The organism is Desulfovibrio sp. SGI.230, from assembly GCF_050313065.1.
Classification (GTDB): Bacteria; Desulfobacterota; Desulfovibrionia; order Desulfovibrionales; family Desulfovibrionaceae; genus Desulfovibrio.
In genome coordinates this window covers 199,821-213,486 of the sequence record NZ_JBNPKS010000003.1, presented here as the reverse complement: position 1 = coordinate 213,486, position 13,666 = coordinate 199,821, and the positions used below count along the sequence as shown (strand labels likewise).

10 protein-coding genes are annotated in these 13,666 nt (G+C 63.7%); 7 read left to right on the top strand and 3 right to left on the bottom strand.

All coding sequences use genetic code 11. The features are described 5' to 3' along the window. Positions 1-37: 37 nt before the first annotated feature. On the bottom strand, positions 38-322 hold the full coding sequence (locus ACQRAG_RS04785; RefSeq protein ID WP_239463774.1) for a hypothetical protein: 285 nt from the start codon (positions 320-322) through the stop codon (positions 38-40). A gap of 155 nt (positions 323-477) precedes the next feature. On the opposite strand from ACQRAG_RS04785, the gene ACQRAG_RS04780 reads away from it, so the two are divergent. The 4 genes from ACQRAG_RS04780 to ACQRAG_RS04765 all read left to right on the top strand — a co-directional run bounded on the left by ACQRAG_RS04780 (position 478) and on the right by ACQRAG_RS04765 (position 5,343). Further along, the gene (locus ACQRAG_RS04780) at positions 478-1,875 is read left to right on the top strand and encodes a radical SAM protein (protein ID WP_297159798.1); all 1,398 of its coding nucleotides are present in this window, start codon (positions 478-480) and stop codon (positions 1,873-1,875) included. A 549-nt stretch (positions 1,876-2,424) separates the two neighbouring features. Beyond that, on the top strand, positions 2,425-2,871 hold the full coding sequence (locus ACQRAG_RS04775) for a flavodoxin (protein ID WP_427803659.1): 447 nt from the start codon (positions 2,425-2,427) through the stop codon (positions 2,869-2,871). A 183-nt stretch (positions 2,872-3,054) separates the two neighbouring features. After that, positions 3,055-4,047 (top strand): UDP-glucose 4-epimerase GalE, encoded by a 993-nt coding sequence (gene galE / locus ACQRAG_RS04770; RefSeq protein WP_427803658.1) that lies wholly within the window; start codon positions 3,055-3,057, stop codon positions 4,045-4,047. A 210-nt stretch (positions 4,048-4,257) separates the two neighbouring features. Beyond that, positions 4,258-5,343, top strand: coding sequence for a bifunctional methionine sulfoxide reductase B/A protein (locus tag ACQRAG_RS04765; RefSeq protein WP_297159439.1), 1,086 nt, complete (start codon positions 4,258-4,260; stop codon positions 5,341-5,343). Positions 5,344-5,553: 210 nt separating this feature from the next. Here ACQRAG_RS04765 and ACQRAG_RS04760 read toward each other — a convergent pair whose 3' ends face one another. Then, positions 5,554-6,756: an MFS transporter gene (locus ACQRAG_RS04760; protein WP_427803656.1), complete on the bottom strand. Its 1,203-nt coding sequence runs from the start codon at positions 6,754-6,756 to the stop codon at positions 5,554-5,556. A 262-nt stretch (positions 6,757-7,018) separates the two neighbouring features. Between ACQRAG_RS04760 and ACQRAG_RS04755 the strand changes: the two genes are divergently transcribed. Then, positions 7,019-7,426, top strand: a complete 408-nt coding sequence (locus ACQRAG_RS04755) for a hypothetical protein (RefSeq protein WP_303932187.1) — start codon at positions 7,019-7,021, stop codon at positions 7,424-7,426. 111 nt (positions 7,427-7,537) lie between these two features. Here the strand turns inward: ACQRAG_RS04755 and ACQRAG_RS04750 are convergent, their stop codons facing one another. After that, positions 7,538-8,623 carry a BMP family lipoprotein gene (locus tag ACQRAG_RS04750; RefSeq protein ID WP_304019742.1) on the bottom strand — a complete coding sequence of 362 codons (1,086 nt, stop codon included), beginning with the start codon at positions 8,621-8,623 and terminating at the stop codon, positions 7,538-7,540. Positions 8,624-8,968: 345 nt separating this feature from the next. On the opposite strand from ACQRAG_RS04750, the gene hydG reads away from it, so the two are divergent. Next, positions 8,969-10,363: a [FeFe] hydrogenase H-cluster radical SAM maturase HydG gene (hydG, locus tag ACQRAG_RS04745; protein WP_168934487.1), complete on the top strand. Its 1,395-nt coding sequence runs from the start codon at positions 8,969-8,971 to the stop codon at positions 10,361-10,363. Positions 10,364-10,510: 147 nt separating this feature from the next. Beyond that, on the top strand, positions 10,511-13,537 hold the full coding sequence (locus tag ACQRAG_RS04740; protein ID WP_427803655.1) for a hypothetical protein: 3,027 nt from the start codon (positions 10,511-10,513) through the stop codon (positions 13,535-13,537). The last annotated feature ends 129 nt before the right edge of the window (positions 13,538-13,666 follow it).

Here is a 13,666-nt window from a genome sequence, read left to right as displayed (position 1 = left end):
GGGAAAAGCCCGCTTCCGGGCAAAAAACGGAACAGCCCTAGCGGCTGCTGTCCATGTGCAGGTCCAGACCCGGGTCCACCACCGGCGTGCGGGGCGCGGCCTTCTTGGCCGCAGGCGCATCAAAGCTCAGATGCAGCAGGGGATCCTGTGCGGCAGGCGTGGCCTGCACGGCCGTTTCGGCCAGTTTGGGGGCAGGGCAGCCCAGGGCATCCAGGCGGGCTTCCATGGCGCGCAGCAGCACGCGCATCTGGGCGTGTTCGTCACGCAGGGCGCGGTTCAGGCGTTCCTGGCTGCGCAGCATGTAGAATTGTACGGCAAGCATGCCGAGAAAACAAAGAAAAATAAAGAGCATCAGGGAAAACATGGGGCGGCCTCGCGGATATTCTGGCGGCCGTCGTGCCCATGTTTCCGGGGCTGGCCGCAGCTCCGCTTATATACATTCGGACGCGGCAGGGCAAGATGCCGCAAGGAAGGAAAATGGCAACAGCAAAGATCGAACCGCATATGGTCATGGCCGATGCCCAGGGCAACATCTATGATGATCCCGACCTGCTCATGGTCTGCCGCCGCGGCGAGGAATGGGGCACGCCCCGTCCTGACGAACTCATGCCCCTGCCCGAGGAGAGCGAGCTCTTCCTCCTGCCCGGACGCCGGGCCGTGGGCCTGAACCCCGAGACCGGCGAGATAGAGTGCACCGAGGATCTGGCCGTGGCCGCCTTTGCCGCACCGGCCCATACGCTCTCCGCCCATCCGGCCTACACCAGCGATGCCGACGCCCCCCTGCTGCCCCTGTTCGCCTATGGCGCCGTGGGCTTCGCCAAGGGGCGCTTCTACATCTGTGCCCGCAAGGTGGATGCAGACCAGCGTCAGGAGTTCCGCCACATCCCGCGTTCCCGCATCGAAAAGAACGTGCGGGCCCTGCTGCGCCAGTTCCCCAAGAACCGTCTGGTGGGCCACATCCTCGAAGACTGCGTCATGAAGTACGACTGCCCGGCGGCCCGCAACTTTGCCCTGGGCCGCTTCGAGGCGCCCCTGCCCAGCTCGCGCACCTGCAATGCCCGCTGTGTGGGCTGTATCTCCGAGCAGGACAAGGATTCGCCCATCAACGTGACGCCCCAGTGCCGCCTGACCTTCACCCCTACCCCCGAAGAACTGGTGGAAGTCATGAGCTTCCATGCCGGCCGCGAGACGAAGACGCCCATCTATTCCTTCGGGCAGGGCTGTGAGGGCGATCCCCTCATGAATCCCGACCTGCTGGTGGAAAGCGTGCGCCTGTTCCGCAGCCGGGGCGGCGTGGGCACGGTCAACTGCAATACCAACGCCTCCCGCACCGAGGCCGTGGAACGTCTGGCCCAAGCGGGCCTCTCCAGCATCCGCGTCAGCCTCAACAGCGCCCGGCCCGAAGTCTACGAGCGCTACTACCGCCCCCACGGCTACAGCTTCGACGACGTGCGCCGCTCCATCGCCGTGGCCCGGAAGAACGGTCTCTGGGTCTCGCTGAACCTGCTCTTCTTCCCCGGTGTCACCGACAGCGAAGGAGAACTGGAAGCCCTGGCCCGTCTGGTGGGCGAGAACGGCGTGAGCATGATCCAGTGGCGTAACCTCAACATCGACCCCGAATGGTATCTGGGCCTCATGCGCGGCATCGACCACGGCCCCATCATGGGCCTCAGCCTGTTCATGAAGCGTCTGAAAAAACTCTGCCCCTGGCTGCGCTTCGGCTACTTCAACCCCTATGTGGGCGAGAAGGCCGAGCTCACGGCTCCCCTGCCCGGGCAGTGGCAGATGCCTGATCTTTCCGTGGCCGACGCGCCCCTGGCCGGGCCCGCTTCGGAAGATGCCGCCGGGGAGGCGGACGCGGAAGCTGGAGCATAGTTTTTGGCGGAGGAGGCCGGGTATTTTCCGGGGGAGGAGGGCGCTCTTGAAAAAGCGTCCCCCCCGGGCCCCCTCTCCACGTAAAACTTTTGCTCCGGTGCGGATGGCAGGTCCCCGTCTTCGGCTTGCGGGGAGCGATTTCGTTTCGTCATCGGGAAAGGAGAGAGCGCGAGCGTCTCCCGTGCCTAAAAGAGGGGACGCTGCCCGGAGTAACGGCAAGACGGCTTCCGGAGCATGGCATCGTCAGGAACGGCGCAGGGGCGGACGGTGCAGCACGCGGACGGGAGGCTCATCCGTGAGGCGACGGAGGCGCGGATCCCGGGTGAACGGACAGGCTTAGGGCAGGTACGGATAACGGGCGGATATTCCAGCCTGTTTCCCGGGCGGGATGTTTTTGATGGGAAAAAGGATGTTTTTAGCCGGAGATAAATATTTTTCGTCGGGAGACGGTCTTTTGCTTGACGCACGTCCTGTTCTTCTATAGCTTCTTTTTGAAATTGAATTTCTTTTTTAAACATCCAACGGCGGCCATGCCGCCAGGGAGTTGTCATGAGCAAAGTCCTGATCGTTTTTGGTTCCAGCACCGGCAATACCGAGGGCATCGCCCAGAAACTGGAAGAGATCATCGCCGCCGCAGGCCATGACGTCACGCTGAAAAACGCCGCCGACGTGGATGCCGACGGTCTGGCCGAAGGCTATGATGCCGTGCTGCTGGGCTGCTCCGCCTGGGGTGACGACGAGCTGGAGCTGCAGGACGATTTCATCCCTCTTTATGAGAACATGGAAGCCATGGGCCTTTCGGGCGTCAAACTGTCGGCGTTTGCCTCCGGCGACAGTTCCTACACGCATTTTTGCGGTGCGGTGGACGCCATCGAGGCCAAGAGCAAGGACCTGGGTGCGCAGATCGTGGCTGAGGGGCTGAAAGTGGACGGTACCGTCAGCGATGCCCCTGATGCCGTGCAGGAATTTGCGGCTGCTGTTCTGGCAGTATTGTAGCCGCAAAGGGACCCCGGCCTTCGCCGGGGCGCGTCCTGTGCCTTGCGCGGAGTCTGGCCATGGACTCCGCGCTTCTTTTATGCACTGTCCCGCCTTCAAGAGGCCTTGGGCATCCCGGGCCTTGCCAGCCGCAGGCAAACATCGTAGCGTGCCGCCATCATCATCTTTGTTGTGGAGGTCTGTATGGCGATCCTTGTTTGCGGCGGTGCGGGCTATATCGGTTCCCACGCGGTCCATGCCCTGGCAACGGCCGGGCAGGAAGTCGTGGTGGTGGACAATCTCCAGACGGGCCATGCCGCCGCCGTGGCGGGCAAGGCTGCCTTCGTGCAGGGCGACATCCGCGATGCCGCCTGTCTGGACGGCATCTTCCGCCGTTTCCGCATCGACGGCGTCATGCACTTCGCCGCCGATTCGCAGGTGGGCGAGAGCATGGTCGATCCCCTTAAGTACTTCAACAATAATGTGGGCGGCATGCAGAGCCTGCTGGAAGCCATGGTCCGTCATGGCGTGGGCCGCATCGTGTTCTCGTCCTCGGCGGCGGTCTACGGCGAGCCCGACAGCGTGCCCATCAGCGAGGATGCCCCCACCCGGCCCACCAATCCTTACGGGCACAGCAAACTGATGATGGAGGCCATGATGCGCTGGGTCTCGGTGGCCCACGGCATCCGCTATGTCTCCCTGCGTTATTTCAATGTGGCCGGGGCCCTTGCCGACGGCAGCATCGGTGAGGACCACAGCCCCGAGAGCCATCTCATCCCCTTGGTCCTGCAAGTGCCGCTGGGCCGGCGGCCGCATATCACCATCTTCGGTGATGATTACGCTACGCCCGACGGGACCTGCATCCGCGACTACATCGCCGTCACCGACCTGGTGGACGCCCATATGAGGGCCCTGGACCATCTGCAGCGCGGCGGTGATGACCTCATCTGCAACCTGGGCAACGGGCAGGGCTTTTCCGTGCGCGAGATCGTGGACTGCGCCCGCAAGGTGACTGGTCACGAGATCCCCGTGGTCATGGGGCAGCGGCGCGCGGGCGATCCGGCCCGTCTGGTGGCTTCCGCCCGCAAGGCGCAGCAGGTGCTGGGCTGGCAGCCGCAGCTGGGTGTGGAGGCCATCATCGAATCGGCCTGGCGCTGGCACCGGGAACATCCGCACGGTTACGGCGAACGGCAGTAAGACGGCATCCTGGCGGGGCGTCCGCCATGCGCCGTTCCTGTGGCGGAGGAACCGTGCAAAGGACGGTAGTGGCAGGCTGGCCTGCCAGAAAAGACAACGTTTTATCCGGGGAGGCATGAGCCTCCCTTTTTTTATGGCCTTGCGCGGGCTTGCTTTTCTTTTGAGGCACCGCTATCTTAATATTGATAACTTATACTGATAGGAGGTGCCATGTACGGCTATCCCTGCGCGCGACGCGCCTTTTCCTTTGCCATCTTGATGCTGGCCCTGGTCCTTTCCGGGACCGGTGCCGCGGCTGCGGAACTTTCCCGCCCCACCTTTGACCCCTTACGGGAGAAAGCCCCCATGAATAATGACGGATTCCGGATCATTGCCCGCGGTGATGCCGCGGTGCCGCCCCTGACGCCCCGCGAGGCGGACATCATCCTCCGCAAGGCCACGGAAGCCCCGTGGTCCGGTGAGTACGAAAAGAACACGGCCGCCGGGACCTACCTGTGCCGCCAGTGCGGCGTGGCCCTGTACCGTTCTTCGGACAAGTTCGATTCCGGGTGCGGCTGGCCCGCCTTCGACGATGCCCTGCCGGGCATGGTGCGTCGCCAGCCCGATGCCGACGGCCACCGGGTGGAGATCGTTTGCGAGCACTGCGGCGCCCACCTGGGGCATGTTTTTGAGGGCGAAGGCCTGACGGCCAAGAACACCCGCCATTGCGTCAATTCCCTGTCCATGCGCTTCGCCCCTGCGGGCAGCGAAAAGGAAAAGCTGGGCCTGGCCCTGTACGAGCAGGTGCGCAACACCCAGGTGGCCGTGCTGGCGGGCGGGTGCTTCTGGGGCGTGGAAGATGCCCTGAGCAAGCTCCCCGGTGTGGTGGACGTGCGTTCCGGCTACACGGGCGGCCATACCGACCGGCCTTCCTATGAGGATGTCTGCCGGGGCGATACCGGCCATGCCGAAGCCGTGCTGGTGCGCTTCGATCCCAAAAAGATCAGCTATGAGGCCATCGTACGTCGCTTTTTCGAGGTCCACGATCCCACCCAGCTGGACAGGCAGGGCCCGGACGTCGGCAGCCAGTACCGCTCCGCCATCTTCTGGCTGGACGAGTCCCAGAAGCGGACGGCCCAGAAGCTCATGGATGAGCTGCGCGGTCTGGGCTATGACGTGGTGACCCGTCTGGAAAAGGCCGGGGCCTTCTACGAGGCCGAGGCCTACCATCAGGATTTTGCCCGCCGCACGGGCCGGGGCGGCTGCCATCTGGCCGTGCCCCGCTTCGAGCGCCGTGCTGACGGCAGCCCGCGCTAGGGAACTGGCCGCATACCCATAAAAATAAAAGGCAGGCACGCCGCGATGGTGTGCCTGCCTTTTCGTGTTTTTTGTTTTCAGGGGAGGCGGAATTGGGTTTGCGTCATCTCCCTTGAAGGGCTGCCGTTTTTTTGTGCCTGATGCTGTGCGGAGGAAGGGGCTCCTTTTTCGCCAGACAACGGAGATACTCCCGCCGGACAAGGCCCCTTTCTAGGCCTTGATGCGCCGGACCAGCGGCGCCAGGCAGAAGATGGCCACGCCCACCACCACGATGGGCGACAGGGCCCAGCGCAGATCGAACTGGTGGGAAAGGAAGCCCACCATGGGCGGGCAGCCCAAAAAGCCCAGGAAACTGAGGGACGAGACCAGCGAGATGGCCACGCTGGGCGGCACGCGCGTGGACTTGCCCGCCAGGCTGTAGCAGAGCGGCACCACGGAGGCCATGCCGAAGCCCACCAGGGCCAGCCCCGCTGTGGCGGGCAGCAGGTCGGGCCAGAGCAGGGCCAGGCTCAGACCGGCGGCGATGCAGAGGCCGCTCAGCTGGAGCACGGGCGTGACCCCGAAGCGGTTCACCAGACCGTCGGCCAGCAGGCGGCCCGTGACCATGGCACACATGCAGGCCAGATAGCCGGCGCGGATGAGGCTCTCGCTCGGCTGGACCACCTGGGCGAAATAGACGGAGCTCCAGTCATACATGGCGCCTTCCGTGGCCATGCTGCCCAGGGCGATGCAGCCGAGCAGGGTCAGATAGAGGTCGGGGCGGAAGGAGCGCTTCCCGCTTTCGGGCGCTGCAGCGCCGATGCGCACTTCCCGGGGCATGGTCCAGGTGCGCAGGCAGCACAGCGTCGTCAGCGTGATGACGAGGATGGCGGCAAAGTGGGGCAGGGGAGCCACGCCCAGCGGCGCCACGATGGAGCCGATGATGCAGCCGGCCACCCCGCCCAGGCTCCACATGCCGTGGAAGGTGGCCATGATGCTGCGGCCGTAAAGGGTCTCCACGCCCACGGCCTGGGCATTGAGGGAGATGTTGAGCATGTTGTTGGCAAAGCCGAAACCCAGCAGGGCCGCGGCCAGCCAGTGCGGGCTGCCGGCCAGGGCCAGGGAGAGCAGGGCGCAGGGCATGAGCATGAGCCCCAGCATGATGACGCGGCGGCTGCGGAAACGGCCGATGAGCCAGGCCGTGGGCGCGATGGAGAGCATCTCGCCCAGAGGGGCGGCCAGCAGGACGCTGCCCAGAGCCGCGTCGCTCATCTGCAGGGCTGCCTTGATGTCCGGGATGCGGACGGCCCAGGAGGCGAAGACCATGCCCATGACGAAGAAAAAGGCATTGATGGCGGTACGATAGAAGGCCCGGGGCGTACGCGGCAGGATGCGGGCCGCGGCCAGGCGGGGAGTGGAGATGGTCAGTTCCATGACGTATCCTCGATGAAAGCACTGGCGCTCTCCAACAGGACTGTTTGAGCGCACAGGCAACATCTATGCGCATTGCCTCGCCTTGAAAAGTGTTTTTTTTGCGGGGAGCTCCGGCGGGCATGCCTGCTGCTCCTGCTCGGATCCGGCCGTCCGCTCTCCTGGGGATTCAGAGCGGGAGCCCGGCATATCCCGGCTTTCCTGCGGCGCGGACGTTGCATCCTGCGCCGGGCTTGCGTATGGGGAACGGCATACGGAGGTCGTCATGACAAAAAAGATCGTTTCCTGCCTGTTTGCCCTGGCCCTGCTGCTGGGCTCTGTCTTCCCGGCCGCAGCTCTGGAGATCCATATCGACAACAGCCAGGCCCTGGGCGGGAGCCTGGCCCTGCGCTATCTGCGCACGGACGGCGTGTGGGTCACGAAAGGCTGGGTGAACTTCGGTCCGCACAGCAAGCAGACCGTGACCCTGGAGACCTGGGAGCCCGTGTTCTACCTGCATGTGGAAGTAGGCGGCGGTGCGTCCGTGGAGCTGCCGGGCGAAAAGCACCGCTTCTGGGTGGTGCGTGATGTCTTCGAGCTAGAGGGGGATGCCCGTCCGGCGCGTGGCCAGCAGGCGGATTTCATCAAAGTGGAGGTGCGGGGGGACGATCCCCGTTTCACGCTGCGCTTCTGATCCGGGCCGCCGTTGTGGCGGACAGGGCAGCACGGCCATGAGCGTGCCGCAAAAAAGGCAGCCTTTCCGGTGACCGGAGGGCTGCCTTTTTTTGACGGATGATCTTTTCCGCTAGCGGCAGTTGCAGAGCGTCCTGTCGCGCAGGGAGGGCAGGCGGATGCCGCCGCGCGTCAGCTCCAGGCGCAGTTCGGCAAGGCGGCGTTCGATGGCGGCGGGCAGGCGCACACCGGCATGACGGGCCCAGACCTGGGGCGAGACGATGTCCACGCCGCCGTTGGCCAGGTCATAGGTGATGATCTCGTTACCGGCAAAGGCTCCCCGGGCGGTGGCTTTGACGATCTCGAACACGGCGCGGTCGGCCCGCTTGACGATGCTGGTCAGCATGAGCTTGGGCGCCAGGAATTGCTGGTCCTTGTCCACGCCCACCAGGGGACGCCCCTGGGCTATGGCCGCTTCCACGGCGCCCAGTCCCGCACGCCCGGCCAGCACGGCCAGGGCATTGATGTCCAGCCCCAGCAGTTCTTCGGCCTTGGCGCGGCCTTTTTCAGGGGAGCTGTAGCTGCCTGCCACGCCGTTGATGACGCGCGCGCCCGGGCTTTCCAGCCGAACACCTTCCACAAAGCCGTTGAGCATGGATTTCAGCTGCGGGTCGTCTTCCCCGGCCAGCCAGCCCAGGGTCAGTTCATCGCCGGCGGCGCGTGTCCGGGGAGCGGGCAGCAGGCCGTGCCGGTGCAGCTGGGAGAGCAGGGCACCGGCCAGGAAGGCGGCCTGCTCGTCGGCAAAGGTCACGCACATGATGTTGGCGGCGCGGATGCCCGTATCGATACAGCCGAACTTCGTCTGCCGGAAGTTGGCGGCATTGTTGCGCAAGATCTCGTGCAAGCGGGCCCCGGAGAGCAGGACGAGGTCGGCCTGCCGGGCGGCGGCCCGGAAGATGCCCTCCTGCGTCAGGCCGTTGCTGCCCTGGGGCGGGGCCACCACGACGGCCGTGCGGACGCCCAGCTCCTTCCGGGCCTGCTCCAGCCCCTGGCGCAGCAGATCGTTCCAGCCCTGGTCGGGGGCCGCATCTTCCAGCAGCAGAGCTACGCGCAGGGCCGGGGCCTCGCCGGCCGGAGCCGCCAGGACGGAGGAGAAACAAAAAACGGACAACAGGACGGACAGGCACAGCAGCCGGGTGATATCAAAGCATTTTTTCATGTCAGGCTCCCGGCGGCATACTAGCAGGGGGCCGGAGAGGCCACAAGCGCCCGGGGAGCCGTTTGGAGAAAAATTGAGTAATCGAACAATTTGCATAGTAAAAAGATTGTATTTTGCAACATACTGTTTTTAAATGATAAAAATAATAATATGAAAGATTTTCTGCTATTTTTGAGGCATTTTTCCTGTCGTTGGGCATTTTTCTGTGAAAAAAAGCACTAGGCAAGCTGTGAAACTTGTGCTAAGTCTCCTGCTCAGGAAACGTGTACTCGTGTTTCGTCCCTGCGTATGGGTTGCGCAGGGGCGGGATGCAACTCCTTGGGACATTGCTTGGAAGGATACGTTATGTCTGCATACGAGCTGCCTGCATGGCTTGACACCCGGTTCATCGAAAACGCGCTCAGTCGTACGGCTGCACCGGACAAGGCGGAGCTTCGGGATATTCTGGACAAATCTCTGGCTCTGAAGTCACTGACCATTCAGGAAGCGACGGCTCTCATGCGGGTGACGGATCCCGAAGACGTTGCCCTGATGATGAAAACGGCGGATGCGGTCAAGCAGAAGGTCTATGGTGACCGTATCGTGCTGACCGCTCCGCTGCACATCTCGAACCATTGCGGCAGTGAATGCCTTTATTGCGCCAATCGCAAGAGCAATACGCTCATCCAGCGCAAGTACATGACCTCGCCCGAGATGCGCGAGGCCGCCGGCAAGCTGATCCGTCAGGGCCACAAGCGCATCGTGCTGGTCTCCGGCCAGCTGCCCAATGCCGATGTGGAATACCTGGCCGAAGCCATCAGCATCATGTACACCGTGTTCGACGGTCACGGCGAAGTCCGCCGCGTCAACGTCAACGTGGGGCCGCTGAATGCCGACCAGTACAGCGTGCTGCTGGATGCTGACGTGGGCAACGTCCTGATCTATCAGGATACCTACCATCCCGATTACTACAAGGCCGCCCATGTGGCCGGGCCCAAGAGCCATTACGAAAAGCGCCTCAACGCGCCTGAAGTGGCCCTGGGCGCCGGTGTGCGCGATGTGGGTCTTGGCCTGCTGCTGGGCCTTGCGCCCTGGCAGTTCGATGTGCTGGCCACCATGCTGCATGTGGCCCATCTCAACCGCCTGTTCGGTGCCGGCGGCCACACCATCAGCATGTTCCGTCTGCGTCCTGCGCCGGGCAGCCTGTTCGTGCCCCCGCATCCGCTTTCGGATGACGAATTCCTGCGCTGCGTGGCCATCATGCGTCTGGCCGTGCCCCATGCGGGCGTCGTCGTCACCACGCGTGAGCCTTCCGGCCTGTGGCGTGACGCCTGTAGCAGCGGTGTCTCCCAGGTGTTCACGGGCAGCGTGGGCAGCGCTTACGAGACCTGGAGCGAAAAGCCCGGTCCCGACGGCATCCCCTTCCCGCTGGGCGAAGACACCCATCTGGACGAAGTGGTGCGCTTCCTTATGGAAGAGGCCGAGCACCTGCCCTCGTTCTGTACCGCCTGTCCCCGTTTGGGCCGCAGCGGTGCGGACTTCATGAGCATGGTGCGCGAGTGCGGCATGCGCAGCCAGTGCAGCCCCAACTCCATCGCCTCTTTTGAAGAGTTCCTGCTCAACTACGCGACGCCCTTTACCCGCGAAGCGGGTGAACGCCTGATCGCCCGCAAGCTCCCGCAGATGAGCGATGTGGAGCGCGGCGCGGCAGAACGCCTGTTGCAGAAGGTCAAGTCGGGCCGCATGGACGAATTCATCTAACAGGCAGCGGCCAGGGCCGTTCTTCAGCGAAACCGCCGCCACCGACTGCCAGAAGGCAGACGGTGGCGGTTTTTTATTTTTGTTGGCATAGTCCGTTATCCTGTTTTGCCCAACCCGGGCCACAGACAGGAAAAAAAGGGAGACGCCGTGGCAAAACTCACTGACCGTATCTTTTTTGACAAGCAGGACAGGGACATCCTCGTCCTGGTCAACCGTATCCTTGAAGCGCCCAACGTGCCCTCGCGGGACAATCTTTTCAATCCCGAGCTGCATCCCCACGGCATCAAGGAGCTGGTCACCTCTCCGGCCTCCCGCATGGCCTATGCCGTCATCAACCTGCTGCGCAATCTGGAGGTCGGCGGCTCGCGTGACCGCCTGCTGGCCCTGCAGACCCTGTATGACGAGGTGCTGACCAGCGCCCATTCGGCTCTGCGCCGCAATACCGCCCGTGCGCTCATGCAGATCATGAAGGACATGGTGCGCGCCCACGGCGACGAGACCCGTCAGCTCATGCTGGCCCATGACTTCCGCAGCACCGCCCTGGGCACGCCGCGTGTGGTGCGCCGCATGCTGGCGCGCTACCATCTGCCCGAGATGCCCGAAGCCTGGAACCAGCTCGCCTTCGACGACCATGTCTATGACGTGAACACCAAGGGCCGCAAAACGCCCACCCACCTCATCATGGACGCCTGGATCAAGGGCCTGCGTTCCATCACGGTCGTCTACGACAACAGTGTGGATCTGGAGGCCGCCACGGAGGTCATCCATGCTTCGGGCATCGTGGGCATCTCCGTGCGTATCGGCCTGGAGTTCAGCGTGCCCTTCTATGACCGTTTCGTGAATCTGGTCTGGATGCCGCGCGGCTTCAGCTCCGGCAAGGGCTTCCTGGACTTTTTGCGCAGCCCGCAGATGCGGGAGATGCTGGAAAAGGGGCGCGAAGTGCTGCACTGGCGGCGCGAAGTGGCCCTGCACACCCTGGAAGTCTGGAACGAGGACGAGCGTCCCCGTCTGGAGCAGCTTTGGGGAGTATCCGTGGCGCCCATGGGCCTGGAGGAGTTCCTTGACTTCGTGGGGCGTGGCCATGCCTCCCTGCTGCGTCTGGCCGAATACCTGCACAAGCACATCCAGCCCAGCCTGCGGGCCCGGGCCGAGATCCTGCGCGCCCGGTATGACGATCCCGAGGCCATGGAAGAGTTGCAGCGTCTGGACAATCTGGGCCCCGACGATGTGCAGGCCCTGTGGCTGAACCCCGGCCACAACCCGCGCATCCCCAATACGGAGCAGCCGGGCGCCTGCGACAACCTGCCGGAACTGATGTGCATGAGCGCCCAGAAGCTTTCCGCCTATCTCAACGGGCTTGCCACGGGCAACCGTCTGATCCTGGGCACCGAGGGCCTGAGCGTGGAGGACGTGGTGGAGCTGCTCTGGGACTGCGAGGGGCGCATCACCCATCTGGAGCTCTTCAACATGAAGAGCTGGGTGGAAGGGCACCTCAACAATATCGCGGCCATCAACGAATTGCAGCGCGTGCTCAACCAGGGCCTTGCCCCGCGCATGAAGCAGATGGTGCGCCAGATGATCCGGCAGATGGAGATGACGGGCGACGACGAACGCCTGGAAAAGTTCCATGCCATCCTGCGCGATATCCCCAAGCTCTGGGCCGCATACCGCCACGAGCCTCTCAAGTCGCGCCTGGGCAGCAATTCGGCCAGCCGTTCGCGCTCGTACGGCATGGGCCTGGCCATCCGGGAGACGCTGCCGCGCCGGGCCCTGCTGGCCATGAAAAAGTCGGGCAGCCAGCAGTCTGCCATCCCCATCTATTCACCGGTGGAAGAGCAGATCCGCTACAACGAGCCGGAGACCCCCTCGCCCGGGCAGCGTCTGCTGGCCCATTTCCGCTTTTTGCCGGGCTGCGACCATCTGGGCATGGAACGCCGCCGCGTGTGGCGGGCGGCCAGTGAGGATTGCCGCGTCAGCAACCGCGGCAACATGGTCAACCTCGGCGGCCTGAGCCCCTTCCGCGGTAACGGTCTGACCGATGCGCCGCAGGGGGAGGAGGCCCGGCCCGACGGCCAGTACCTCAACAGCAGCCTGAGCAACTGGCTCAAGGTGCTGCTGGGCTTCATCCCGGCCTTCGTCTCCTTCATCTATACGCAGGACTGGTGGTTCCTGGCCTGGTTCGGCACCTTCATCTGGTTCGGCATCACCGGTGTGCGCAACGTGGTCCAGATGGTCATGGCGGCCCGCGGTGCCAAGCGCAGCACCCTGACCCACTGGAAGGAGCACGTCAGCGTCAAACGCATCTGCGATTCGCTCATGTACACGGGCATCTCGGTGCTGCTGCTGGAGGTGATGATCCGCGTCTGGCTCCTGGAGGACTGCTTCGGCGTGACAGTGGCGGAACAGCCCGTGGTGGTCTTCACCGTGCTGAACATCGTCAATGGTTTCTATATCTTCGCGCACAACGTCTACAGGGGCTTCCCCCGCGAGGCGGCCATCGGCAACCTGTTCCGCAGTGCCCTGGCCATCCCGGTCTCGTCCCTGTATGACTTCATCCTTTTCCACCTGCTGCTCTTGGACATCGCCGATCCCCATATGTATCTGGTGCCCAGCGCGGCCGTCATCTCCAAGATGGCCTCGGACACCGTGGCAGCCATCATCGAGGGCTATGCCGACAGTCAGGTGAACCTGCGCATGCGTCGCTGGGACTACGAGAGCACCATCAAGCGCATCTTCGACTGCTACACCCAGCTGGAGCTGCTCTTCCCCCGCGAGGACGCCCTGATCTGCCTGGCCCGTCCCGGTGGCCTGCGCGGACGTGGCGGTGAGGAGGCCCAGCGCCTGGAGCGCATCCTCATCATCTGCGCTCTGGACCTGATGTATTTCTGGTTCTATCAGCCGCGCGCCCAGGAGGCTTTCCGGCACAAGGTGCGCTCCATGGCCGAGGCCGACAGGGCCGTGCTGCTCAGCGCCCAGCTGGTGCTGATGCGCGAACGGGAGGTGAGCCAGTTCCTGGTGGACGGCCTGCTTGGGCGCAACTTCTCGAAACCCCTGGCCTTCTTCCTTGACAGGCGCAAGGAATACCTGCGCCTCATGGCGCGCATCTGCATCCTTTCAAAACCCCGCGAAGCCCCGGCCTGCCCGGTTCTTTTCGGGGAGGACAAAAAAAGTTGAATCTATTTTATAAAATCTTATTGCCATGGCGGGGCTGGTCGCGTATATTGATTCCAGTACATCCATAAACGTTTCCAAACCGGGCTCGGACGGGGATCCAGACCGTTCAGATGCCCAAACCAAGGAGTT